General features: G+C 37.7%; 15 protein-coding genes and 2 tRNA genes. 5 read left to right on the forward strand and 12 right to left on the reverse strand.

All coding sequences use genetic code 11. The features are described 5' to 3' along the window. Position 1: 1 nt before the first annotated feature. Together EG346_RS00250 and EG346_RS00255 are read right to left on the reverse strand one after the other, a co-directional pair. Positions 2 to 6,436 carry an RHS repeat-associated core domain-containing protein gene (locus EG346_RS00250; protein ID WP_123876623.1) on the reverse strand — a complete coding sequence of 2,145 codons (6,435 nt, stop codon included), beginning with the start codon at positions 6,434 to 6,436 and terminating at the stop codon, positions 2 to 4. A 24-nt stretch (positions 6,437 to 6,460) separates the two neighbouring features. Further along, positions 6,461 to 6,892 (reverse strand): T9SS type A sorting domain-containing protein, encoded by a 432-nt coding sequence (locus EG346_RS00255; protein ID WP_073333752.1) that lies wholly within the window; start codon positions 6,890 to 6,892, stop codon positions 6,461 to 6,463. A 581-nt stretch (positions 6,893 to 7,473) separates the two neighbouring features. Here EG346_RS00255 and EG346_RS00260 point away from each other — a divergent pair. Next, positions 7,474 to 7,548, forward strand: a tRNA-Pro gene (locus EG346_RS00260). A 32-nt stretch (positions 7,549 to 7,580) separates the two neighbouring features. Next, positions 7,581 to 7,654: transfer RNA gene (locus EG346_RS00265), tRNA-Arg, on the forward strand. 585 nt (positions 7,655 to 8,239) lie between these two features. Here EG346_RS00265 and EG346_RS00270 read toward each other — a convergent pair. The 5 genes from EG346_RS00270 to EG346_RS00290 all read right to left on the reverse strand — a co-directional run bounded on the left by EG346_RS00270 (position 8,240) and on the right by EG346_RS00290 (position 15,167). Further along, the gene (locus tag EG346_RS00270) at positions 8,240 to 9,082 is read right to left on the reverse strand and encodes an SH3 domain-containing protein (RefSeq protein WP_073333859.1); all 843 of its coding nucleotides are present in this window, start codon (positions 9,080 to 9,082) and stop codon (positions 8,240 to 8,242) included. 17 nt (positions 9,083 to 9,099) lie between these two features. After that, a complete protein-coding gene (gene prmA, locus EG346_RS00275; RefSeq protein WP_073333749.1) occupies positions 9,100 to 9,927 on the reverse strand; it encodes a 50S ribosomal protein L11 methyltransferase in 828 nt (275 codons plus the stop codon). A gap of 310 nt (positions 9,928 to 10,237) precedes the next feature. Next, the gene (locus EG346_RS00280) at positions 10,238 to 10,951 is read right to left on the reverse strand and encodes a 3-ketoacyl-ACP reductase (protein ID WP_123876624.1); all 714 of its coding nucleotides are present in this window, start codon (positions 10,949 to 10,951) and stop codon (positions 10,238 to 10,240) included. A gap of 308 nt (positions 10,952 to 11,259) precedes the next feature. Then, positions 11,260 to 12,006, reverse strand: a complete 747-nt coding sequence (locus tag EG346_RS00285) for a glycerophosphodiester phosphodiesterase family protein (RefSeq protein ID WP_123876625.1) — start codon at positions 12,004 to 12,006, stop codon at positions 11,260 to 11,262. Between the two features lie 62 nt (positions 12,007 to 12,068). Then, complete coding sequence (locus EG346_RS00290) at positions 12,069 to 15,167, reverse strand: TonB-dependent receptor (RefSeq protein WP_123876626.1); 3,099 nt, start codon at positions 15,165 to 15,167, stop codon at positions 12,069 to 12,071. A gap of 329 nt (positions 15,168 to 15,496) precedes the next feature. On the opposite strand from EG346_RS00290, the gene ligA reads away from it, so the two are divergent. From ligA to EG346_RS00305, 3 genes are all read left to right on the forward strand, one after another. After that, positions 15,497 to 17,503, forward strand: coding sequence for an NAD-dependent DNA ligase LigA (gene ligA, locus EG346_RS00295; RefSeq protein WP_073333739.1), 2,007 nt, complete (start codon positions 15,497 to 15,499; stop codon positions 17,501 to 17,503). 49 nt (positions 17,504 to 17,552) lie between these two features. Then, positions 17,553 to 17,696 carry a T9SS type A sorting domain-containing protein gene (locus EG346_RS25455; RefSeq protein WP_394343285.1) on the forward strand — a complete coding sequence of 48 codons (144 nt, stop codon included), beginning with the start codon at positions 17,553 to 17,555 and terminating at the stop codon, positions 17,694 to 17,696. A 206-nt stretch (positions 17,697 to 17,902) separates the two neighbouring features. Continuing rightward, the gene (locus EG346_RS00305) at positions 17,903 to 20,521 is read left to right on the forward strand and encodes a DUF7619 domain-containing protein (protein ID WP_123876627.1); all 2,619 of its coding nucleotides are present in this window, start codon (positions 17,903 to 17,905) and stop codon (positions 20,519 to 20,521) included. A gap of 97 nt (positions 20,522 to 20,618) precedes the next feature. Here EG346_RS00305 and EG346_RS00310 read toward each other — a convergent pair whose 3' ends face one another. The 5 genes from EG346_RS00310 to EG346_RS00330 all read right to left on the reverse strand — a co-directional run bounded on the left by EG346_RS00310 (position 20,619) and on the right by EG346_RS00330 (position 26,191). Continuing rightward, positions 20,619 to 21,080, reverse strand: coding sequence for an omptin family outer membrane protease (locus EG346_RS00310; RefSeq protein ID WP_123876628.1), 462 nt, complete (start codon positions 21,078 to 21,080; stop codon positions 20,619 to 20,621). 7 nt (positions 21,081 to 21,087) lie between these two features. After that, entirely contained in the window at positions 21,088 to 22,527 is a 1,440-nt protein-coding gene (locus EG346_RS00315; RefSeq protein ID WP_123876629.1) for a hypothetical protein, read from the reverse strand. Between the two features lie 549 nt (positions 22,528 to 23,076). Then, a complete protein-coding gene (locus EG346_RS00320) occupies positions 23,077 to 23,313 on the reverse strand; it encodes a hypothetical protein (RefSeq protein WP_123876630.1) in 237 nt (78 codons plus the stop codon). 47 nt (positions 23,314 to 23,360) lie between these two features. Beyond that, on the reverse strand, positions 23,361 to 25,076 hold the full coding sequence (locus tag EG346_RS00325; RefSeq protein ID WP_123876631.1) for an ATP-binding protein: 1,716 nt from the start codon (positions 25,074 to 25,076) through the stop codon (positions 23,361 to 23,363). Positions 25,077 to 25,081: 5 nt separating this feature from the next. Further along, the gene (locus EG346_RS00330; RefSeq protein WP_073333719.1) at positions 25,082 to 26,191 is read right to left on the reverse strand and encodes a histidine kinase; all 1,110 of its coding nucleotides are present in this window, start codon (positions 26,189 to 26,191) and stop codon (positions 25,082 to 25,084) included. Between the last annotated feature and the right edge of the window lie 157 nt (positions 26,192 to 26,348).

Consider the following 26,348-nt stretch of genomic DNA (forward strand, 5'->3'; position numbering starts at 1 on the left):
TTTACTTAAGTCTATAGCAATTGCCATCGTTAGCAAAAACAGTACATCCTCCTACATTCTGAAGGGCTTTTTCTGCTCCATATTCATTAGTTCCAGGTGTAATGTAGCTGTCCTGCCCGGTAACTAACTGATCCCAGATCCCGTTCCCTTGCATTACTGACCAGCCTTGGGTTCTAACCTGAATGATATGTCCGAACTCATGCCCGTAAGTATCCGAATTTGTACTGTTGAATACAGCGACATTATTTCCCCATGTCACTTCTCTCTTACCTCCACCACTTGTCCAAAGAGGCTGTAAAACCTGATAAAGTCCTCCTTTTCTCCATCTTACTCCTTCCGATGAAACACCCGTTTTTTTGGACATTTTTTCCACCTGCTCAAGTTTCGCTTTATCTGGAATAAATGTAGCTCCAAAGGTAACGGTCATTGCAAAACTCTGAGAAGCGGCACCGTAAGCACCATTAATCATTCCTCTCTTCATGCCTTCTCCCATATCTTTTCCGCTTAAGGCAGCAGCCACAGTACCTGACACACCTCCTAATATAGCACCTTTACCTGCATTATATACAAGTTCTCCGGTTGCATTAGCCAGCCAGTTTCCATCAATCGCCTGCCATTCGCTCATTTTCGCTCCCATATAACCGCTTACAACACCTGCTGCAATAGTTCCCCAGCCAATGCTGTCTCCCATAGCTACTCCGGTACCTACCTGAGAAGCAACACTTGTCAGCATATTCATCGTAGCACTCTGCCAGAAAGATCCTGCCATCTGGGCGGCGGCGGCCCCTATACCTCCGGTAATAGCCCCGGAAATGGCTCCATATAAAACAGAAGTCCCGAGTCCTTTCAGATTCCATGAACCATTTAATAAGGCAGGAATAGAATAAGTTACCACTGCAATGGCAGCACTTACAAGCGCTCCGTATGCCATTCCTATCAGAATAGGGATAAAGGCAAACTCCCCGCTAGGATCGGTATACATTAACGGATTATTTAAAACGTAACCATACCTGTTGTAGCTTTGTGTATTCAGCGGATCCTGAATATAATTATCCGTAGATAAGAACGTATGCAGGTTAGGATCATAAAGCCTTGCATTCATATGAATAAGGCCAACCTCAAATAAGTGCTCATGCCCTGTATATCCTCTTTCGATGATCATACTTCTGGAAAGGATAGCAGCACCTGCCTCATTGGTTAACTTAACCAGATTACCCCATGCATCAAAATGCCTTCTTTCCTGTACATTTCCATTCTGATCGGTGATCGCAAGTAATGATCCCTGAAAATCTCTGTGCAGATAGTGGATACTGGTTTTAGTAAGTCCGGAAACTGTAAACTCCTGAATTTGCATTGCCGGAGCCGAATAGGCATCACCACCTATGTAAGTAATAATCTTTTTATTAACAAAAGTCCCGTTAGGTCTGCCTATCAGGTTAAAACTGTAAGCTTCAACACTTTTATCATCAGAATAATATTTATGCTTTGTATAAATCAGGAATCCAGGTTCGTAGCCTGACATTGAAGACGATCTGTTCTCATGGATATTATAGCCAAATACCATCTTTTTAATTCCGTCATGAGAAATATGTACCGGCAGCCTGTTCGCATTATATTCTATTTCCTGAAGCTGATTTACGCTGTAATAAGAATCTCCTATCGCATTTAAATTGATTCCTTTCTTACGATATCTGCTCGCTGCGTCATATTTATAATCACCAACGTTGCTGCTATTGTTGATTCTTCCATAGTTGTCATAGCTCTGAGTCTGGGTTCCTGAAGGATCCGTCCATGAAACCAATCGCTGCAAATTGTCATACTCAAAGGTTTCATTCCAACCTCCCGGCTGAATTGAGTTATTGGATCTTGACGCCAATGTTCCCAGTAGTGCATTAAAGTTGTAGGTATTATCCAGAACAGCAATATTATTGGCATTCATATGATTAATACCTGACAAATAATAATTGGAATCGTACGAGTTATTGATCTGTACTCCATTTCCTAATGTAGCACTCAGAATCTGTCCTTTCTCATTGATCTGATTCTTTTTCCAGATTATCACTCCTGAAGTAATGTCTTTGATCTTATCCAGAATTCCGCATGAAGCATAGAGTTTCTCAATATTCACAAAGCTTACGGCACTCCCTGATTTGGTTTCCGTAAATTCTGTTCCTATTCTTCCAAAGCCGTCATATGTATATTTTTTTGTAACAATGATGTGGGCAAGGTCTTCTACTTTTGTCTTGGTTCTGAAATAGTCATCATATTCATAGGTGAATGAATTAGGCATTCCGTTTGCCGTTCCGATTTCTGATTCCAGCAATCCGTTAGGCTTATAGGTATAATTAATGCTGATGTCTGTATTGTCTCCCAGAATCTTTTTGGAAACAGTTCTTCCGTACTGGTCATACACATATGTTGTTTTACCTTTAGAATCTTCTTCTTTGGTAAGCTGCCCGATAGCATCATAGGTATAAGTACGGTCACCATCTATAGACGGATCTGTCAGCTTGGTTTTTCTTCCCCATCCGTCCTGCTCTGTTGAAACAACGTGTCCGCCATAATTAGAGGACTTTACATTACCGTTAGCAAAATAAGTATAGTTAATTTCACCGCCATTATCTACCATTTTAACTTTATTCCCCCATGCATCACTTGTAATGGTCTGCGTTTTCTGTCCTTCTGTTACTGTTACTGACAGGCCGCTGTATGTTGAAGAAGCCGTTTTTCCGGTAGGCAGTGTTATTTTTTTCACTCTGCCATAATCATCTACTTCCGTGGATGTCCATCTTGTAGGAGAAGATGTTGAGAAATACGGGTCACTTACTTTATATGCTCTGTCCAGTATATCATACTCTGTTTTTACATTGATCCATTTGTTATTGATACTCAATTCGCTTTCTACACGGTTTCTTCCCCAGATATCCGCAAATGTTTCTTTTACAGCTCCTGTAGGTGCTTCCGTTCTCAGCTTGATTCCGTTTACAAATTCACCTGACGTAATCCAGTCATAGAAGTATTTGGTTTCTTTATTATAGAAATCTGTTTCTTTAGTTTTCTTCTGCCAGCCATCATATGAATAGGTGATTGCCTGGTTAAGATGATTGGTTTTAGAAAGCAACAGACCGAAGTTCGTATCATAGGTCATGTTATCTTCAAAGCCAATTGTATTGGTAAGTTTTGTTACAAATCTTCCGGAAGGGTCGTACTGAGTTTTTTCTATTCTCGGTACTATTCCCACTGCTGTTAAAGTTTTTTTATTAACATTTCCGAAGGCGTCATATTCGTAATCTTCCGTTATATAATCCGTATTGTTTCCTTTTTTCTTTACCTGGCTCAAAAGGTTGTTGGCGTATACAAAGACCTGTTCGGTAGAATAAGATTCACTTCCCAGTGTCTGTGTTTCGTTTTTCTTGGTAGGTCTTCCTATATAATACTGATTGGAAACTCCCGCCTGATTATTATCAAATTCAAAAAGTGTTACTTTTTCTCCACCCGGAGCAACTTCTCTCAGCTTGGTAAGGTTATTGAAGCTGTCGTAGATATCATAAAAAGTAGTTTTGGTAACTCCTGTTAAATTATCAATTTTTGCAGCCTGTGAAACCAGATTGACAAATACTTTATTAGGCAATAAAGAGGTGTTATAAACTTTTGTACTTTTTGTGATAAAATTTGAAGGTGAATTAAAATCAACAAAATCATTCAGAAGATAAGATTCAACATTTGCGCTTCTTTTTTGAGGCGACTGTTTTGTTATCGTCCATAGTTTTTTCGTGATATCACCACCGTAAACTGATGAAGTAGCTATTCCTTTGTATCCAAGGAAACCTAAACCATCCAGATTGGTTACCGCACCTTTGTATTTATAATCCTGGATTTTTTCTTCGCCATTGGCACTTTTGGTAACTTTACTTACAATCTGTGTAGACGGTGAAATATTAATATTCGCAAAAGGATATACTTCTTCGTTATCCGCCGTATAAATACCACTGCCATTATCAACAAGAGGACTGTAGGTAATAGTGGTTGTAATCCCGTTTTCTTTGATCCTTTTCAGAGATGTATCAATACGGTTATCTTTTTTGAAAGAAACATATTTGATTTTATCCCCACCAAAAAAGGCATAGTCCAGATTTTGGTTGGTAACACTTGAGTTGCTCAGGAAAATTGGTGTTCCTTTGTTAATTGCTCCTCCATAAGTGAAATTGTTCTGCCATCCGTCAATATATCCGGAAAAATTAGGCAATCCGAAGGCATCGCTTCCTATATTATATCTTACGCCTCCTTTATCCCTGATAGAATAATTATCTCCATAATGCAGATAAGGATAATTATAAGCCTGTCCTCCCTGTGGATAGTTATATGGGGTAAGAATATCATGGTAGAAAGCATCTGCTTTGCCGTCGCCATTAATATCTGCGAAAGTATAAAAATACTGCTGAAGCATATACCCGCATAAATTACCGCCAGAACCATCAGGATAACATGTATTGATCACCTGCGGTTTGTAATAGTTCATGCCGATATCTTTTGAAGACCCGTTAAAATGCTTTCCGTTCGCCGTAAAGAAGAACCATGTGGTATTGGCATTTCCTCTCGGAACAACGACATCCGTTTTACCATCTCCGTTAAAATCTGCTACAAAAACTGGTAAATCTGAATTTAACTGACTGTTTAAGTAACTGTCTGTTGTTTCATGAACCAGCTTAAAAACGTTATCCTCTACCGTAAAGACATACATCTTTCCGCTGTTGATCACATACAGATCGGACTTCCCATCCCCATCAAAATCAGCAACGTATAATTTTGATGCTGAACTGATCGCATTGGTATATCCAATACTCATTGGCTGCTGATCTGAAGAATCAGTAGCATTAAGTTTTAGCAGGTAAGCGCTGGATCCGGACATGGTGTAACTTTCCTGACAGCAGTGCGTAGGAATCGTTTCTCCCGGAAAAGGATTGGGATCTATAACAGGTCCTGAAGGTCCTCCACTGCATATTGTAGGATAATATACCGTATAAGGAAGAGATATAGCCAAAACATCTGTAATTCCATCTCCGTCAAAATCTCCACTGATATATCTTTTAGGAATTCTTGAATAATACACATCATCTCCCCCTATAGGATAACATCTTTGATTGTAAGCCGCAGGAAAAATAAAGGTATTGGTAAAGGCCAGATCCAAAGAGCTGTAAGAAGTATTTGAAATATAATTATTCAGTTTAACAGTTTCCTGATCCATAGCAAGAAGACCGTCTGAAACCGTAGTAATAGCATCTAGATTATAAAATTTATTATTGCTGAGTACCAGTTTAGAGGTAAATACATCTGAAAATTTTGGCACACTGATCATTCCTCCCGCTACATTCGAGGTAGAATTCATCAGCTGGCTGGAATTAAACCGGTAAAGCTTATCCTTAGAATTCGGATAGGTCATAAAATCCAGAGCACCGTCATGATCAAAGTACCCGGAAACATACTGCCAGCTTCCATTATCAAAAGCCGGAGAAACACTGGTAATTGTTTTGGAATTATTTGTGATTCCGTTATCCGTTGTATCATATTCAAAAGTTACAGGTGCAATAGATTCGTTGCTGCCGTTATATTCCTGAACTTTTATAAGACGGTCATAATTCAGTGATGTGGTGTTATACTCCAGTTGATATTTACGGAAAAGTAGATTATTGGCCAGCACTTCTATCTTATCAAGTTTTCTGGAAATATTTTTAGACATTCCCCCATAGAACTGAGTATTTTCAGTACGTGCGGCATTGTTGTAAGAAAACTTTATTTTATTGATATTAGGAGTTCCCGCAGAGGAATTTCCGCCATAATCTATAGCTTCAATATATCCTACAGAATAAGTAAAGCTGATGGTATTATGCTGTGCATCCTCCATAGAAACCATTCTGTAGTTAAATACATCTGAACCGTAGTCCCAGGCATATTTGGCCACAGAACCGTTAGGATGATACACCAAAAAATAAGACGGTGTATACGGATCTGAAGAAGCAACAGAAACTACCTTTACATTGGAATAGTTTTCAAGTTGGTATTCAGCATTTCCTCCATAGGTTCCCGATTTCAGAATCAGCTTCTGCCCATCCATAACAAATCTGTCCTTTTCATCCAGATCCACCGGGTCTACTCCTCCGTCATGGAATCTGTTGGATGCCGTTCTTATAATGGAAGACAGTCCACTGATGTTCCATCCCCATCCGGCTATACCGTTTCCAGACTGACTGGAATAATCCAGGGAAATACTGGGCGCAACATCTTTTATCCCCGGTAAATTTTTAATAGGAATAGAATAGCTGGCTCCTCCACTTAAGGATACGGAAAAAGCCCCAGCAGTCTGTCCTATACCCTGAGCATTCACAAGGTTTGCCATGCCTATTAAAAGCACGACAAATAGTGAGAGTTTTTTTCTCATTATACAATAATTTAAGTTATATGGTTAGTGTTTCAGTACTTTGTAAGTGAGTTTTTCTCCGTTGTTCAGATAGAAGATAATAACGTACATTCCTATTGGCTGATCTGAAAGATCCAGTACCACTTTACCTTCTCTTTTGTTAAAAGGTAGCGGTCGGATCTGGGTAAAATTATAGGTAACATAGTCAATTTTTTCGATCCGGTCTCCCAGTTCCGGGCTCCAAACCAAATTAACCTTATCTGTTGTAGGGTTGGGATAAAGTTTAATTTGATCAACTGAGGGAACAAATTTCTCCGCGGTGATCAGCTCCTGTTTTACAACTTTACTGTATGGAGAGCAGGTAGCACAATACTTCCTGATTTTTTGGTTTCCACCTGTATCATGTTCAAAACTTAGGGTCTGTGCCACTACGCTTTGAAAAAAAACTACAGGTAAAATGAGTAAAAAGTTTTTCATGTAATTAATTTTCTCCAAAAATAGTGAAATAGTTAATATTGACAATAGCATCATCTTAATTCCATATTAATAATTTAAAATTGATAATGAAAAGTATTTCGCTCAATTTCATCCTAAACGTTACAAAATAAGGAATCATTTATAGAATTCATTTTAATAAATAAGCTCACAATTTTCCAATAAATAGCGATCCCCATAGAATAGAGCTATATTCTTAATATGCGAAACGATCAAAGAAAGCATCGTACATTATTTCTTTTGAGTGGCTTTAAGACTTTAATACTGCTAAGTTATTTTTGTGACAGGAATTTTTTATTCGTGTGTGCAGAAAAAAATTACTACTAAAAAAAGTTACTACGTCCAAGGGAAGCAAAAAATGAATAGCTATAAATGTAAAACACTGATATTAAACAATCAATGATCATTTCTTTCGGAAAACAGCCCTATATTTCTGGCTTTACCCTTTTAATGCAGGAAAATTTTATTAAATATTTTTTCACATTAGTCTTTTTTATTCAAAATAATTTTCTATCTTTGCACTCGCAAAAACGAAGTAAAATTCGTTAAGATGACCTAATAATCGGGGCGTAGCGTAGTCCGGTCATCGCGCCTGGTTTGGGACCAGGAGGTCGCAGGTTCGAATCCTGCCGCCCCGACAGTTTTAGTAATTTTTTCAAAATTATTTAATGGGTGCGTAGCTCAGCTGGATAGAGCATCTGCCTTCTAAGCAGACGGTCAAAGGTTCGAATCCTTTCGCGCTCACTTAAAAAGACTTTACATTTTTGTAAAGTCTTTTTTGTTTGTATTACTTCCATGTGCTATCTATTCAGACTCTATTGAGAATCTTTAGACCAATACTACATCGGACATTCTTCAGAAGATCCAGAGGAAAGACCAAGTCATTCCCTCAAATCCTCTAGGTATTGTGACTTTAATTTTCAGTTTACGATGTTGCCGTCTATACACCTCATTTAAGGCAAAACTAATGATATGCTTTAAGGTTATCCGGAACAAGGGTATTTAAGTCATTTTCGGCCTTTAAATGGACAGTGTGAGACTAAACATCATTTATCCTTTCTCTATATCTTTATATATATTCCCATTATCAGTAGTAAAGTCATATTCACCTGCGTTTTTAGGGTACTACAATTGATTCTATCAAGAACAAGAGGATCAGTTTCTAATCTGTATTGAACACTCAAAGACTGGCGGGACTTATTTGCGCTATACGTCATATCAAAATTGAGTAAATCTCAAATGGACATCATTGAAATTTCCTATTAAAAAAAACTCATAAAAAAACCACTGCAATTCATACAGTGGTTACATTTATTTTTATTTAAAAGCTTATTTGAGCTGATAAGAACTTCCATTCCAGAGATAGGTTTTGGATGAACGTTTTTTCTTTTCCCTGTCTTTATCATCTCTTTCCATTTCCTCGATTTTAAAGATAAAGGCATTCGGAATTCCTCCCTGGTCGTTAGGAAATACAAATTTCTCACTGTGATAGTATACATCAGCATCACCTACATTGGTAAGCTGAGGAAGGGCAACCAATTTTTTATCTCTAAAAAGCACATACTGGTCATAGCTTGCAATTCCACAGGCTTCGCCGGACACCATCGCTTTAAGGGTTAATTCTACATTTTGTAGTTTATGACCACTTTCAATGGTAAATGTGCCATAACTCAGCTCCTCGCCTCTTCCAGTATCAAAATACACCTCATCGATCAGCGTATTTCCCTCCATCACTTTTATCCCTGCGATATTCTGCTTTTCAGTTCCATTATATTCTTTACTCTTGCGGTCTATCGTTTTTGATAATCCAAAAAGGAAGTCATATCCATTTTTGTTACGATAGCCTACAGAGAGGTTACCACCCCAGATGTACCCTTCAGAGACAGCATCTCCTTTCTGATAGGAAATCTTGTACCAGTTGGCGCCTCTTTCACCCAATCTCAGAACGGCTTCTTCTTTTTTAAGGATCATTATCTGCTGATTGGTGTTCAGGGAGTCGGTTACCTCTGATTTTACATTGGGTTCCTTTCTTACTCTGGTCCAGTCTGTGAAAATTTTCTGGGTTTTATTTTCTTCAAAGCTGAAAATGCCATCAGGATAGGTCATATTGTCTTCCTGCGCTGAAAAAAGCTGGATGAACAATACCCCTATAACCGTTAGTAAGGATTTCATATTAATAGTCGGTTTCATTATTTTTCAAGTAACAAACTTACCCATTCTTCACGCTGAAGTTTCTTTTTCAGTTCAAGTCCGCTTTCTTTGCATACTTCAAGAATATCATCTACATCAAAGAAACATAATCCGGAAAGAAGCAATTTGCCACCTTCATTCATGACAGAAACATAGGTAGGAATATCAGAGATCAGGATATTTCTATTGATATTCGCCAGAATAATGTCAAAATTCTCTTTTCCTAAGTTTTCTGCAGTTCCCAGTTCAATATCCAATTCCACACCATTTCTTGCAGCATTTTCTTTTGAATTTTCCACAGACCATTCATCGATATCAATTGCTTTTACCTCTCCGGCTCCCTGCTGCTTTGCGTAGATCGCCAGTACAGAAGTTCCGCATCCCATATCAAGTACCTTCTTACCGTTAAAATCAATATCCATCATCTGCTGGATCATCAGATGGGTCGTAGGGTGATGGCCTGTTCCGAAAGACATTTTAGGCTGGATGATGATTTCATGCATTCCTGGTACAGATTCATGGAATTCTGCCCTGATCATTACTTTATCATCGATATTGATGGGTGAAAAGTTCTTTTCCCATTCCTCATTCCAGTTGATGTTGGGCATTTCTTCAAAAGAATAGGTGATTTCCACATTTTCGTTTTCAAAAAGCGGAAGGGTCTTAAGATCCTCTTCCTTAAACAGTTCTTTCTGAATATATCCTAAAATTCCGTCGATCTCTTCTGTAAAGCTGTCAAAACCTATTTCGATAAGCTCTGCCATTAATATCTCATTCCATGGCTGTAATGGAGAAATCTTGAAATTGAATTCTAAATAATTTTGCATGTGCGTAAGTAATTTACTGCAAAAATAAGAATGTTATTACGGTAAAAAAAACGGAACCGTTATCCGTTCTATTTTTTTCTTGATTTTATTCTTATTTTAATGTCTTTGACGCTAAGTTTTTGAATTTATCGATTGATTTTTAAGATCGAAGGTACTTCGCTCAGCAGAGGCTGGAAAAATAAAAGTAATTTTTACATATGACCACTGATATCAATTAAAAAAAGCGAGCAAAAGCCCGCTTCTATTGAATATTTTTATTGCATGATTAGTTCACTTCGTATGATCTGCAACCACTACCAATCAATTGTTCTTAAGGATTTGTAGAGAAAATAGAAGCATTGGCAATCAACGCTCTTCTGTTCATTTTCAGAATATCTCTTACCCATTCTGCAAAGTCTTCCGGCTGAAGAACTTTATCCGGATTTCCATCTGTAAGTCCTCCCTGAATACTCATATCGGAAGCAATGGTACTTGGTGTCAGGGTGATCACACGGATATTCTGTTTTCTCCATTCTGCCATCATGGACTGAGACAGAGAAACGACTGCCGCTTTTGAAGCCGCATACGCAGACATATTAGGGCCCCCTTTTAAACCTGCAGTAGAAGCTACATTGACAATATCACCTTCCCCATTTTCTTTCATAAACGGATGAACCGCTTTAGCCGCATAGTAGACTCCAAATAAATTCGTTTTAATGACCTGTTCCCAGGTTTCAGAAGGCATGTCTTCGATGCTTCCAAAGTCTCCGATCCCTGCATTATTCACTAAAATATCAACCCCACCAAGTTGTTTTGCAAGGGACTCAATCCCCGCCTTCACTTCGGATTCATTATCAATACTGAAAACCGCATAGGCAGAATTTACTCCAAGCGCTTTGATTTCTTCTACTGTATTTTTAAGGTTGTCTTCATTTCTACCGGTAACCGCAACATGTACACCTTCATTAGCCAAAGCTAATGCAACCGCTTTCCCAAGTCCTCTTCCACCACCTGTAACGATGGCATTTTTTCCGTTGATGTTCATAATAATATTGTTTCTTATGACAAATTTACGAAAGAACATTTTGACAAGCCCCAGAGAATATGGATTTAATAGAATTTTAATAGTTAATAGCACCTAGCTCAATTTTTTTAACCTCAAAAGGAGCAAAATTTTATTAATCTACTTTATTTTAAAATTTGATATTTCTAAACTGAAAGTTCTTGTATTAACAAACAGTAATTCCCCTCCCGCGGAGGGGTGGCGAAAATTCAAAGAATTTTTGACGGGGTGGTTTATAAAAAAACCTGCCTCCAAGAGACAGGTCGTTAATTTTGAGTAATAAAAAAATATTATTTATTTTTTAACTGATCAGGAATATTGGTCGTCACAAAACCGATCCCCTGATTTTTTAATTGGTCGTATACTGCAGTATCATTCACTGTCCAGGCATTCGTGATAAGACCTAAAGCCTTACCTTCTGAGATCCATGTAGGGTTTTTCTGAAAAACGCTGTAATGGTAGTCCATTCCGTCAAGGCCTTCTTTCTTGATCTGCTCAGGAGATAATTCTCCGTTCAGATACTGCACTTTGAATTTCGGCTCCAGTTTTTTGATCTCTTTACAGATGTTTAAACTGAAAGAAATATATTCACTCTGACCTTCCAGCTTCATGTCCTTAATCATTTTAAGGGTTTTCCGGGTGATTTCGTTTTCTATTTCCGGCGTTTTGGCAGGTTTGATCTCCACGATCAGCTTTAAAGCGGGATCTTTTTTTCCCTGCTTCAGGTAGTCCTTCAGTGTAGGAAATTTTTCGCCGTTCGACAGCTTCAGTGCTTCCAATTCTTTGAAAGAAGTTTCAGAAATCTCCATGTCACCGTGATGCTCATCATGATTGATCACAAGAACGCCGTCTTTGGTCATTCTCACATCGAATTCGGATCCGTATATTTTTAATTTCTGGGCATTTTCTAAAGATTGAATAGAATTTTCCGTGGTAGGCGGTTGTGCCTGGAAATAGCCTCTGTGTGCGATAATCTGGGTTTGTGCCTTCATTAGGACTGTACTTAAAACTGCTAACCCTAAGATAAAATTTTTCATAATACAATTGAGATAATTAAATAAAAATCTTAAAAACGTTTGATAAAGGTAGTGTTTAAATGTTAAAAGCTATATTTGGCACCGATCTGAATCTGGTAAGGATTTCCTGAAAGAGGGGCTAAACCGCTGGTATTTTTAACGTATTCAAACTGTCTGGTAGCCTGGTTGAATTTTGGTGCTCTGTAAAGTGCCATATTTCCGTAGGACTTATTGACACCCCATTCTTTGTTAAGAAGATTCGCCAGGTTGAAAATATCTACAGAAATTTCAAAAGCTCCGATTTTTTCAAACTTGATTTTCTTGGCAACACGAACATCCCATACTCCGAAGAATCCGTTTTTACCACCGTTACGTTCTGCTATGGCATTGTTATATTTCTCTACATAATCTTTCAGGGCCTGTCCTACTTCAGGATCATTGAGAAGCGGCTGGGTAATGATTTCCGGGAAGATGTAAGCAAGATCATTCGTGTCTACGAAATCTCCGTTAACATTTCCACCTGCTGTTACCGAGAAACGGGTTCCTCCGATTCCTGAATACCTTACTCCCAAAGTAAATCCTGCGATGGTAGGTGAATTACCGTACACTACAATCTTATTTCTGAACTGATTATCAGAATAGGTCATTCTCAGATCTCTCGGATCTCCCTGAACCATCGTGGACAATGTTGCTGAATTCGCTACATTTCCATTGTATGAGGTATTGTCTTTGATATCCGACCAGGTATAACTTGCCGTGATCTCTCCATCTTTCCAGTAACGGTAGCTGGTATCCACTACGAATGAGTACTGGTTCACTTTTCCATCACTTACAAGTTCAAGCACTCTTCCAAAGTTATTATTGATTCTTCCGTTTTTCCAGTCTATTTTCGTTCCGTTGATCGATGCCGCTGGAACATACACTCCTCTTCCGCCTTCATTAGCCAGCGTGAAATAAGGATCAGACACCATATTTCGATCATAATAGAAGTAATTATTTCTTCCCAAAGCCATATATCCTGCAATTCCTGCTCTGAATCTTTCGTTAAAGAAATGGGTGTAGGAGATATTCGCTTTATAAACGATAGGAATCTTTGCATCTTCCCCGGTGTAGTTGATCGTAGGAATCTGATACTGCGCCAGTGAAGGAACAGAACTGTAATCATTTCTGTATCTATAGAAATCCGGTGTAAGACCTGCTGTAGCAGGATCTACATCTACTGTTGCCAGATGTTTTCCGTCAAACACAAGATTGTTGATCACCATATAATTATTGATATCGGAAGAGAAGATTCCCGCTCCGAATTTCAGGAAGTCTTTATTCTGCTCATTGAAGTTCCATTCGAACTGGAATCTTGGCTGGATCACAAAAGATTTTATTTTATTATCTGTTCTTATGCCCATCTGGTCATACAGTTTTTGGTTAAACTCAGCTTTCGGATATCCTCCATAGTCAAATCTTAAACCTCCCATTAAATCAAGACCCTCCCCGATTTTCGTCTGAAACTGCCCGTAAAGACCGATGTTCCAGATATTGGATCTTACAGACGGGTCTTCCATTAAAGGTACTTCTCTGTAAAACCTGTATGCGATAAGGTTATCAAAATTATACAGATTACCCAATCCCAGTGTTGGATCTTCCCTGAACTGGAATCTTCCGTTCACCTCACTTCCATATATTGATTTCGCACGGGTATACATCAGGTCCGCACCGAAAGTATATTTTACCTTATCCGTATTGTAGTATAAGTTATCTACAATCTGGATCACATTATTCGTAAAACTTTCCTGCCCGAAACGGTGTCCCCCGATCTGAATATTGGTAGCTCCCACTCCAGGGGTTACAATATTTTCTACAATAGCTCTTGGAACAGGCCTTCCTAATTCATCATTCTGATAACTCTTCTGGAAAGTGTAGAGATATTGAGCCTTTAACTCGTTTGTAAGGTTGGGCTTTAAGTTTGATCTTAAGGTTAAGAGTAAACTGTTGTCGATATTTTTATCATTCCCGTAAGACTCAAAGAAATTGATCGCGGTATTATCTGCCAATCCGTTTTTATTCAGATCGTAGGTAAAATTATTTCTTAAGGTCAATAAATGCTTAGGACTGATCTGCCAGTCCAGACGTAAAAATCCGGCATCTGAATTTCTTACTTTATCAAAACTTCCGAATTGTGGCGTATTTCCTACCCCGTATTTTTTTCTGGCAATATCAAGAAACTGATTCAGCGTCTGCGTGGTTGTATTCAGTCTTTTCTCATCATCCGCAGATTTGATATCTGCAATCTGCAAAGGTCTTGAGTCCAGCTGATGGTCCCATGCCACAAAGAAGTGTAATTTATTTTTGATAATGGGTCCACCTAATGAAAATCCAAACTGGGAAGTGGAGAAATCATTTTCTCTTTTGTTTCCTCTGATATCATATGGACTGGAAAGCCAGTTGGTTCTTAAATATTCCCAGGCACTTCCTGAAAATTTATTTGTTCCGGATTTGGTAACGGCACTTACTGTTCCCCCTCCACTTCTTCCCAGTGTTACATCGTACTGGTTGGTTGTTATTTTAAATTCACGGACTGCTTCTATCGAGATAGAAAACGGTGCGCCGCTCCGGCTTGTTGTAGATCCGGCAGAAGTTGGATTTTTGGCCGTCATCCCATCGATGGTAAAGTTGGTTGAAGATCCCAGTTGTCCGGAAAGGTTTCCGCCTTTTCCGCTTAATGGAGATAATTCAGTAAGATTGGTGAAATTTCTTCCGTTCACCGGGAGCATGCTGATATTCTTGGCAGAGATGGCAGTCGCTGCTCCAAGGTTTCCGATTTTGTTTTTAAGGTTTCCGGTGATTACTACTTCTTCAATCTGCTTTTCGCCACCACCCAAGCTCATATTTACAGTAACCTGATCTCCGAAGTTGACATTATATCCTTCTTTTTTATCCTCATTCACGATGACCGTATACGGACCGCCAAGAGGAATTTCTTTAAAAATATATTCTCCTTTCGAATTGGTTTCTGTTTCCGTCCTGAACCCTGTAGACTCGTTCACGATCGTTACTTTCACTTTTTCCTGAGCGGTACTGCCCAGTCCGGTTACTTTTCCCACAATAGATGCCTGCGTAGTCTGCGCATAAGCCAGTGTTCCAAATCCCAAAAACAATAATCCTAGTACAATCTTTACTTTTCTCATCTCTTCCGAAAATCTTTTTATTTAATTTTTATGATCTTCAGGAACCTGTATAATTTTTATTTTTATCATATCATTTTAGAATGATACAGGTTTCTTCAAATCAGATGTGCAAAGGTATTTTGACTTTCCGGGCTGAGTGTTTAAGGGAGTTTTAACAAATTTTCAATTAAATCATAACAATATGTTAAATTAGTTTAAACAAGTATTTTAAATTATATTCAATCAGTAACTTATGTGATATTACGTGTTTTTAATCTTTCTATAATATTTAATTGCGGTATTTTTTAATGAAATTAGTTTAGCTATTTTTGCTCAAAAGATAGAAAGGAATGTCTGAAAATATACAGCAAAAAATAGAACAGCTAAGAAAAGAGCTTCATCAGCACAATGAAAATTATTATCATCTGGATGCTGGTACGATCTCTGATTATGAGTTTGATATGCTTCTGGAGCAGCTTCGGGATCTGGAAGCCAAGCACCCGGAATTTTATGATGAGAATTCACCTACAGTCCGTGTAGGAGGAGGAATTACAAAGGTTTTTCCTACGATTCAGCATAAGTTCAGAATGTATTCTCTTGATAATTCGTATGATTTTGATGATCTTGAAGATTGGGAGAAAAGAATCATCAAAACCATCAATGATCCTGTAGAATTTGTTGCAGAGCTGAAATATGACGGTGCTTCTATTTCTATTCTTTATGAAAACGGAAAACTGGTTCAGGCAGTAACGCGTGGTGATGGTTTTCAGGGCGATGAAATCACTTCAAACGTCCGAACCATTTCTGATATTCCCCTGACATTGAAAGGTGATTTTCCAGCCTCTTTTTTTATGAGAGGAGAAATTTATCTGACCAGAAAAAATTTTGATAAGCTTAATCAACTTCGTGAAGAGGAAGGATTGGATCCGTTTATGAATCCAAGGAATACAGCCAGCGGAAGTTTAAAAATGCAGGACAGCGCGGAAGTAAGAAAGCGTAGTCTGTCTTCTGTACTTTATCAGTTCATTTCTGAAGATGTTCCTGCACAAACGCATTGGGAACTGCTTCAGAAAGCACAAAGCTGGGGTTTTAAAACGTCACAGCAGGCTAAACTTTGCACAACCATGGATGAAGTGAAGGCGTTCATCAGTTTCTGGGACACGGAGCGCCACCATCTTCCTTTTGAAATTGACGGAATTGTTTTAAAAGTGAATTCTTTACAACAACAAAGGCAGTTAGGATATACAGCAAAATCGCCGCGATGGGCTATGGCTTATAAATTTAAAGCTGAAAAGGTAGAAACTGAACTTCAAAGTGTATCTTATCAGGTGGGAAGAACGGGAGCGATTACACCGGTGGCTAATTTAAAACCTGTTTTGCTGGCAGGTACGATCGTTAAAAGAGCTTCACTTCACAATGAAGATATCATCAAAAAGCTGGATCTCCATGAGCATGATTTTGTGTATGTGGAAAAAGGAGGGGAGATCATTCCGAAAATTGTGGGAGTGAACACTGAAAAAAGAACTTCTGAAAGTAAAGAAATTGAATATATCACCAACTGCCCTGAATGTGGAACCGAGCTGGTGAAAATTGTGGACCAGGCGATCCATTTTTGTCCGAATGAGCTTCATTGTCCGCCTCAGGTTGTGGGAAGGATGATTCATTATGTTTCAAGAAAGGCTTTAAATATCGATAATCTGGGAAGCGAAACTATAGAACAGCTTTACAGGGAAAAATTAATTGAAAATCCTGCTGATTTTTATGCCTTAACGAAGGAACAGATTCTTCCATTGGAAAGGATGGCTGAAAAATCTGCTCAGAATATTATTTCGGGAATTGAAAAATCCAAAGAAATTCCGTTTGAAAAAGTTCTTTACGGAATCGGGATCAAGCATGTGGGAGAAACGGTTGCCAAAAAACTGGTGAAAAACTTTGCTACTATTGATGAGCTGAAGGAAGCGACGGTAGAAGAGCTTTGCCAGGTGGAAGATATCGGGGCGAAAATCGCTGTAAGTATCGTGGAATTTTTCAAAAATTCAGAAAATATCCTGATGATCGAGCGTCTGAAATCGTATGGAGTTCAGCTTGAAAAAGGGGAAAGTACGAATGAAGTTTTATCGAATATTCTGGAAGGAAAAACGTTCCTTTTCACAGGAAAGTTATCACTATTCACAAGAGAATCAGCAGAAGAAATGGTGGAAAAACACGGGGGAAAAAATATTTCTGCAGTGTCTAAAAACCTTAATTTCCTTGTGGTTGGTGAGAAGGCAGGAAGCAAACTAAAAAAGGCTCAGGATATCGGAACCATCGAAATTCTTGACGAACAAGAGTTTCTGAATCTGATAGAGAAACAGTAATCTCTTTAACAAATTATAATTAAACCATTGGATTAGATTCCAATGGTTTATTTTTAATGTCAATGGAAGAATTATCAACTCAACGGCTGTAAGTGGAAATTCCATCAACGTTTCTGCACTTATAAAAGGTCATTATCTTATCAAATTATTCACAAAAAATAAAGCTGTAAGTCAGAAATTGATTAAAAATTAATGTAAACAGACTTGTTAAACTTTAGACTGCCTCGTTCCGGGGCAGTCTTTTTTTGTCCTTAATCCAAGAAATAATATTTTTAATTAAATCAAATAACAGTAATATTTTTAACTAAACATGAATAATCAACGCTTTATATTTTAAAAATAAAATATATCACATAATAATATTTTATTTGTATATTTAACAAAACAAATCACCAAACCATGAATAGACTTTACTTTTTTGTGCTTTTTCTAGCACATCTGTCACTCAGTGCACAGATTATTAACTTCCCGGATCCACAATTTAAAGCGAAACTTGTTTCAGCAAGTCAATGGAATTATTTTGCGCAGGATCTCAATGGAAATACGAGTGTTATTGACACCAACAATGATGGTGAAATTCAAGTCAGTGAGGCTTTGAATATTTCGAGCATCACCTTAAATCAAACCCAGATTCACGACCTTACCGGAATTCAAAATTTTGCTAATCTAAAAATGCTTACAGTACAGGGAAATATTTACATCGATGAAATCAATGTGAGCAATATGACTGGCTTGAAAACTCTAAGTGTGATTAACAATGCAGTAGATATAATAAACACTCAAGGCTGTACCCAGCTTGAAAATTTCAATCTTACGTTTAATGGAGGATATGTGACCAACATGAATTTTTTACAGAATTCTTCTTTAAAAAAATTAACCATCAGAGACAATGCCCACTTAGCCAGTGTCAATATTTCAACGCTTACCGGTCTTGAAGAAATTGAACTCAGTGACAACACTATTTATCCCAACACCGTTACAAGTTTGAATCTTACCAGTAATGTCAATCTTAAAAAAATTGTCATTGACAAGATTAATCTGAACTCATTAACATTAGGATCTTTAAACCAGCTTATCCATTTCAATATTAAAAATACAAAACTGACCTCCCTCAATCTAAGCAATGCGGCTCTGTTGCAATATCTAGTAGTGGATGCCAATCCTTTATTGAGTTCATTAAATATCCAGAACACAAATAATTTGGAAAGTTTACAGGTACTGAATTGTCCTTTAATCACATCCGTTGCCCTTCAAAACAAGCCGAACCTTTCCTCATTAAGCTTAGGCGGAACAAATATCACGTCCCTTGATTTTACAGGAACTCCGGAAATTATCAATATGAGCATCGGTGGCAATGCACTGACCGCTCTTGACGTCTCTCCTGTTCTAAGATTAAAAGCTTTCAATTTTAATGAAAACGGAGTAACAAGCATAAATTTAAGCCAAAATACAGAATTAGAAGGCGCCACCGTAAGTGGAACCGGTATCAAAAACATCAATGTTAAAAATGGAAATCCAAATTTGAATTTTTACGCGGGATCATCAACGTACTCACCAAATCTGGCATATATCTGCTGCGATACAGATAAAGTACAGCAATTTTCCAATATGCTGATCAGTCAGGGGCAAAATCATGTGGAAGTCAACAGTTATTGCTCATTCGCTCCAGGCGGAACAACGTATACAATTCAGGGAAATACAAAGTATGATTCCAACAATAATGGTTGTGATACCAATGATGTAAACAAAGCATTCCAACAATTTAATATCACAGACGGAACCAATTCCGGGAGCTATATAGCAGATGCCTCCGGAAATTATTCTATTTCTGTTCCGGAAGGAATACACATGATCACTCCGGTTGTTGAAAATCCTGCTTATTTTACTATTTCTCCAGCCAGTATAACAGCGGATTTCCCGGCACAGGTGAGTCCATTAACTAACAACTTTTGCGTGAGTGCAAACGGCACCCATCATGATTTAGAAGTTGTCATCATTCCCATCAACAATGCCAGACCGGGATTCACTTCTCTTTACAAAATTGTTTATAAAAACAAAGGAACTACTGCCCAATCTGGAACATTAGTATTGAATTACGATGATGCACTGACAGATTATCTAAGCTCAACAACTGTTCCCACTTCCCTTTCAACGGGCGTTCTCAACTGGAGTTTCACAAATCTTTTACCTTTTGAAAAAAAGGAAATCACCGTTAGCTTAAAACTCAATACTCCGACACAAATACCAGCATTAAATGGCGGAGAAATTCTGCATTACACCACCCAAATCACAGGAGCAACTGATGAAACTCCTGCTGATAATCATTTTGTGCTCCATCAAACCGTTGTCAATTCTTTTGACCCGAATGATAAAACCTGTCTGGAAGGAACATCCATCGCCCAGGTGCAAGTGGGAGACTATGTTCATTACCTTATCCGATTTGAAAATAAAGGAACGGCCAATGCCCAGAATATTGTGGTAAAAGATGAAATCGACCTGTCAAAATTTGATATTGCTTCTGTAGTTCCATTATCGGGAAGTCATGGTTATACCACAAGAATAAGCAACTCTAATGTAATCGAATTTATTTTTGAAAATATTCAGTTGCCTTTTGACGATGCCACTAATGACGGATATATTTCATTTAAAATTAAAACAAAAGCGACCCTGACAATGGGTGACAGCTTCAGCAATACCGCTAAAATTTATTTTGATTACAATCATCCTATCGTAACCAACACGTTCACAACGACTGTAAAGAATGTACTGGCAACATCAGAAGTAAGCAAAGGAAACGACATGGTTACTATCTATCCTAACCCTGTACAGAATATTTTAAATATCCAATCTAAAAACACGGTGATCAAAGCGGAAATTTATGATGCCAACGGAAGAATGATCATCTCAGCAAGTGTAACAGGAAGTTCTATCAACGTTAGCGAATTAACTAAAGGAAACTATATTATTAAATTGTTTACCAAAGACAAGACTGTGACTCATAAGTTTATCAAAATTTAAACTAATCATCTTATTTATATCTGTAGGGCTGTGAATTTTTTCACAGCCCTTTTTTCTTATACCACAAAAGAGATAACAAGTAATATAAACCATCAGTTTATTTGAAAACGAGAATCGTGTAGTTATCCTGCGTAGTTTTGGGATAAACCATTCTGATCTGTGCTTTATTTTTAAAGTAATCCACATAATTTTCACCGGTAAGAACCTTTCCCTTTTCTGTTTGTTGATAACCTGCCGAAAGAATTGTTTTTATATAGCTATCATGTTCTTTTTTGTCTTTGAACTGAAATTCTATATGGTCCTGGGATTTGTCTTCCGTATATTCAAACTTCCCAATCTTATAGGTAAAATCCGGACTGTCATATTCGAACAGAATAAATGCAGGACTTTCTGTTTTGTCATAGAAAGTATATCTGTACTTCTTAATTTCTGTTTTAAAAGCAGCCCTATCAAGCTTATTGAATGCGGCCAGCTCTTCCACTTTGAATGCCTGCCCTGCAAGCTGTGAATACATAAGGGTGCAAAACATACTGATCAACATTATTTTTATCGTATTCATTTTTTAATTATTCTTTGATGTTATTTTCCCGGATAAAATTTTTATAATTTTCTTCCCAGACCGGAAATTTTTTAAACTCTTTTTTTCTGCTGACAATAATAGCCGCCCCTTCACTGAAAAGCTTTTCATCTTTCAGCATTTTCAGACCATCCATGATATCCAGGGCACCATAAGCATTTTCATTATTTCTAACCCTGTCCAGAAGAACATCCTTATGCTGAAGTACGGCATCATTGTCTTTCAGTTTTGAAATGAAACGGTTCAAATCAAGATCATCCAGATACTGAAGAGCATTTCTTACTGCCTTTTCATAAGTTTCTTTGGAAATCTTTTTTGTTTTTTCCAATAGGGTAACAAGCCTTAAGTTATCATCAAAAGTCATTTCACCGGAAACATCATCCTCCACATGATCCATATCGTATGCATTCACGGCAATCACTTCTGCTTGTCCTGGTTTCAAAAACCCGTCCAGCAAAAATTTTGCGGTTTCTTTTGGGGTGTGCGTTTTTTCATAGGCCTCCAGAATATCAAAAGAAATGATTTTATCTGTTCCCCAAAGATCGGCCAGCACAGAATCATACAGTGTACATTTTTTTATGGAAATCTGCTGATACAGGAAAGCCAGGCAATTACCGCCACAATCCTTTTCTTTATTGATTTTCTTATTGTATTCAATAGCTTTGATTACGTTTTCTTTAGCCTCTTCACCGCAGAATTCAGATAAGGCAAACATGAAAGCAAAATCAGAAGAATCATTAATACGTTCCTTCATCATCGGCAGAAACGCCGGGTCCGGAAACTCTTGAATAGCCGGATAAGCTTGTTTTCCAAAACTTTTGATCAGTTCTATATCATTAGGGTTTTTATATTTTGCAAGATTCACAAGGAGTATGGGTGATTTTGTTTCCATCACCAGCCTTCTGATTTTGGTATAGCTATCATGATCCAGCGGCAGGTCATAGGTCAGAGTTTCCAGAAGCTCCGCATTAACAGGTTGGGCATTCAGAGCAATTGATATCATTTCGCGGTGAAGATTCTCTTGTTCTTTTTCTGAAAAATTATCACCTACAGAAACTGATTCAAAAATATATGCAGATAAAAGATGTTCACTTACAATACATCCTCCTCTATAATCTAATTTATCCTTTGAATGAAGATTTTTCTTAAAAACTTCGAGTATTTTATCACCCTCTTTTTTATGAACCAAAACATCAATCGCTACTGCTTTTATATGAACATTTTTGCCTTTCTCTGCTAAGTAGACAAGCTCTTCCGGACTCGCTCCTTTAAACAGTAATTCTTCTATTTTTTTTATCTCTTTGTCATCACTTGAATAAAATAATATTTCTTTTTCAAGAGGTTTAATGATAGTCGCGGTTCTCTTTGAAACCTGCGAAAAGGCGCAAAAGAAGAATAAGAAAAATAACAGGCTGATGAGGCTTTTCATGGAATGGTTTTACTTTTTTGTAAATGTAAAAGAATTTTGCTAATGAAGAGCAGAAGGCATTCTATTCTTTAAAGCTTCCTGAAAAAGCATAATCTGTTCCGGAGTAAGATTCTGCAAGTAGATGGTCCGTTTCCCATTAACCAAAAAATCAGGGTACGATACCAAGATCAGTGTACCTCTACTAAAACTAAATGCTCTTAATACAGTAGGACTTTTCGTATTTTTCTTATCGGAATTAAAAGTAAGATTAATGAAACGGCTTGAAATAAAATAGAAGTTGGATGGAAATAAAAAAACAGAGTTTGGATTCAGAAGAATCTCAAAGCTACACCAACGGATATTTTTTCTTAAAAGCCCCTTTTCTGTAACAATCTTTCCTCTAATTTTTTTTAATTCCCTGGAATCAGGCTGTTTGTATTTCGTTATTATTTTTTTATTCTGAAAATAAAAAAATATCGCTTGTAGAAATGCTGATGCAAAACAGATGAGAAGGAAGTAAATCAAAGATATGATCAAACATTGATAGCTATTAAATTAATATCTTTTGGGTTATTTTTCTCCCAACCATCCTTCAATATCCTGATTGGCTTTATCCTCTGTAAGACAGGCTGATTTTTTGTATTCTGCCTGTGCCTCAGCAATTCTGTTTTTTTGAGGTTTAGTAAGAACGTATTCGTTTTCATTTAATTCAAAATCTAACAGTTTTTGAATCTCCTCCATAATTCTCTTTTCTTTTAACTGACTGATTCTGTTTATCAAGTCAGCTTTTAGATCTGATGTATTCATCTTGTGTGATTTTCATTCAAATTTAAAAAATTTTATTTAAAATCTGTTTAAACAACCGGCAGCCTGAAATAAAAAGTGCTTCCCTGATTGGGCGTGCTCTTCACTCCTATTTCGCCATTTTGCTTTTCGATAAAATTTTTGGAAATAGCCAATCCCAGTCCTGTTCCGTTCTGGTGCTCTCCGGGAACCTGAAAATAACGATCGAAGATCTGACGGTGATATTTTTCATCAATTCCGCTTCCGGTATCGGTAATGCTGAATTGGATCATTGAATCCACCTTTTCTACTTTTATCTCAATATTTTCATCCTGAAAAGAATGTTTTACGGCATTGGTCAGGAAATTATTCATCACCCAGACTGTTTTGTCAAAATCGGCAGTGACGAAATCATGATCGCCTGCAAGATATTCAGTATTGATCAAAACGTTTTTCTGCTCCGCTAGTTTTTCTACGTTCTTCACAGCAGCCTGTACTACTTCTTTTGGAGAACATTTCTCAACGGTAAGGCGGATATTTCCGGTTTCAACTTGTGAAAGATTCAACAATTCTCCGGTGATATTGAGCAGTCTTTGTCCGTCATCATTGATGCTTTTCAGCAGTTCTTGCTGCTGCTCATTCAGTGCTCCGAATTTCTGATTTCCGAGTAATTGTACCCCCATTTTTATAGCAGATATTGGTGTTTTGAGCTCATGCGAAATGGTCGCGATGAAATTGGTTTTAGCAAAATCAAGTTCTTTAAAAGGGGTAATATTTCGGAGAAGAATGACCTTTCCGATGTATTTGGTCTCTTTTTCTCCTGTTTTTACAATATTGATGGGAATAATATCCTGTTCAAAATAGTTTTCTTTATTGTCACGAACGATCTTGATCGGCTCTTTTACCGGATGGTCAATATTTTTAAGAAGCTCCCGCAACAGATCATTATTGATCGCTACTTCATGAGCTGTTTTCCCGATGATTTCCTCTTTATGCAGGTTGGTGATTTTTAGGGCTTCATCATTGATCATGTAGATGAAGTGATTTTCATCCAGCCCGATCACTGCATCATGCATATTATTCACCAGCGTTTCAATTCGTTTTTTATCCATCAATTGTTTAGAAAGGCTGCTGCTTTCGTACTCCTGGAGCTTTTCCGCCATGGTATTGAAAGAATCCGCAAGACTGTTGAATTCTTCACTGCCTTTGAAATGTACCCTTTCATTATAATTTTTAGCGGCGATCTGCCGGATACCGAATGTCAGCTGGTTGATAGGCTCCGCGATCGTCTGGGGAAGATTAAACAGCAGAATAAAAGCAATCAGAAAACAAACCGTTCCCAAACTTACGATCCAGAAAGTTGCATTTTCAGCGGTAATGATGGCTATATCACTTTTTCTTTCAATCCCTTTCATATTCAGGGACATGATTTTTGCGAGGTCTTCACGGATCAGCTTTTCCTTTTCCAGAGAAGGTTGTTTCAGATAACTGTTGAAATGAAGATTCAGACTTTGAGTGGCCTCCTTTTCACCAAATTCAGTAAGATTTTTCTCCTGCAGCTTATTATTTTTCTGAAAATCATTCACGGCAATAGCGCTGTCCGTGCTTATTTTATCAAGGGCAAGAAGCATATTTTTGGAAAATTCCAGACTGTTGTAATTAGCAGTAAGGATCTTCTCCGTATCGGATTTTAGTTTATTGATATAGACGGATCCGATCACTGACATGAGAACGATCAGTAAAAATAAAAGACCTACGCCTAAGGTGAGTTTTGTTTTAAGTTTCATTACTTCTAAGATAAAATAATAATATCTATCTGCTTTTCATTGAGCCTGTTCATCAGCGTATAAATCCAGCTATAGCCGGAAAGACGCTGCCAGAGCTCTGCGTGGGGTTTTCCGATACATACCGTCGTGATATTATGGGCGATCACATACTCCAGAATTCCTTTGTGGACACTGCTTTCTTTTACCCGCACCACTTTCGCCCCCAATTCCTGTGCTAAATTAAAATTATTAATCAAATACCGCTGTTTATCGAGGGCAATTTTTTCAGGATTTTCTGATGGCTTCTGAATATACAGCACGGTCCACTGACTGTTGTAGTAACTCGCCAGACGGGCTGTTTTTCTGATGATATTTTTAGCAATTTTTTCATTACTGCTGATACAAGCAAGAAATTTTATGGGTTTAAAATTCTCCGTTTTAATTTCGGTTTCAACCTTTCTTTCGACGTGCGCAGCGACTTCTTTTAAAGCAAGTTCCCGGAGTTGCAGAATATGTCCGCTTTGAAAGAAATTCGTTAATGCGGTTTGTATTTTTTCTTTTTTATAAATCTTTCCTTCTTTCAGACGGGTCAGCAGTTCATCGGCAGTAAGGTCTATATTAACTACCTCATCAGCAAGGCTCAAGATCTTATCAGGAACACGTTCAGCCACTTCTATTCCCGTGATATTCTTGACTTCTTCATTCAGGCTTTCAATATGCTGGATGTTCATGGCACTGATGACATTGATTCCGTTATCAAGGATCTCCAGCACATCCTGCCATCTTTTTTTATTTTTTGAACCTTCTACATTCGTATGGGCCAATTCATCCACAAGAACGACCTCCGGATGTTCATTGATAATGGTCTGAAGATCCATTTCTTCAAGATTTTTACCTTTATAGAATACTGATCTTCTGGGAATTTCCGGAATTCCATCGGTAAGGGCAACGGTTTCTTCCCGGTCGTGGGTTTCTATATACCCGATCTTCACATCAATGCCGTTACGCAGAAGGGATTGTGCCTCCTGAAGCATCCGGAAGGTTTTCCCTACGCCTGCACTCATCCCGATATAGATCTTGAATTTTCCTTTCCGGGATTTCTGGATCAATTCTAAAAAATGTTTTGCTGATGACATTGATTTTTTTTGCTTTATTTTTTTTAATACAAAAGGCACAAAAGGTTTATTTTCCACCGGTTTAGACTATATAAGTAAGTTACGATTATTTTGAATAGTTTTTTTTGAACTATCTTGAACCACCCCGTCAAAAATTCTTTGAATTTTCGACACCCCT

Origin of the sequence: Chryseobacterium carnipullorum (genome assembly GCF_003815695.1) — a bacterium.
In the GTDB taxonomy this organism is placed as follows: Bacteria; Bacteroidota; Bacteroidia; order Flavobacteriales; family Weeksellaceae; genus Chryseobacterium; species Chryseobacterium carnipullorum.

Coding starts and splice junctions, on each gene's coding strand:
- EG346_RS00250 (WP_123876623.1), bottom strand. CDS start 6,436: ATGAGAAAAAAACTCTCACTATTTGTCGTGCTTTTAATAGGCATGGCA.
- EG346_RS00255 (WP_073333752.1), bottom strand. CDS start 6,892: ATGAAAAACTTTTTACTCATTTTACCTGTAGTTTTTTTTCAAAGCGTA.
- EG346_RS00270 (WP_073333859.1), bottom strand. CDS start 9,082: ATGAAATCCTTACTAACGGTTATAGGGGTATTGTTCATCCAGCTTTTT.
- prmA (WP_073333749.1), bottom strand. CDS start 9,927: ATGCAAAATTATTTAGAATTCAATTTCAAGATTTCTCCATTACAGCCA.
- EG346_RS00280 (WP_123876624.1), bottom strand. CDS start 10,951: ATGAACATCAACGGAAAAAATGCCATCGTTACAGGTGGTGGAAGAGGA.
- EG346_RS00285 (WP_123876625.1), bottom strand. CDS start 12,006: ATGAAAAATTTTATCTTAGGGTTAGCAGTTTTAAGTACAGTCCTAATG.
- EG346_RS00290 (WP_123876626.1), bottom strand. CDS start 15,167: ATGAGAAAAGTAAAGATTGTACTAGGATTATTGTTTTTGGGATTTGGA.
- ligA (WP_073333739.1), top strand. CDS start 15,497: ATGTCTGAAAATATACAGCAAAAAATAGAACAGCTAAGAAAAGAGCTT.
- EG346_RS00305 (WP_123876627.1), top strand. CDS start 17,903: ATGAATAGACTTTACTTTTTTGTGCTTTTTCTAGCACATCTGTCACTC.
- EG346_RS00310 (WP_123876628.1), bottom strand. CDS start 21,080: ATGAATACGATAAAAATAATGTTGATCAGTATGTTTTGCACCCTTATG.
- EG346_RS00315 (WP_123876629.1), bottom strand. CDS start 22,527: ATGAAAAGCCTCATCAGCCTGTTATTTTTCTTATTCTTCTTTTGCGCC.
- EG346_RS00320 (WP_123876630.1), bottom strand. CDS start 23,313: ATGAATACATCAGATCTAAAAGCTGACTTGATAAACAGAATCAGTCAG.
- EG346_RS00325 (WP_123876631.1), bottom strand. CDS start 25,076: ATGAAACTTAAAACAAAACTCACCTTAGGCGTAGGTCTTTTATTTTTA.
- EG346_RS00330 (WP_073333719.1), bottom strand. CDS start 26,191: ATGTCATCAGCAAAACATTTTTTAGAATTGATCCAGAAATCCCGGAAA.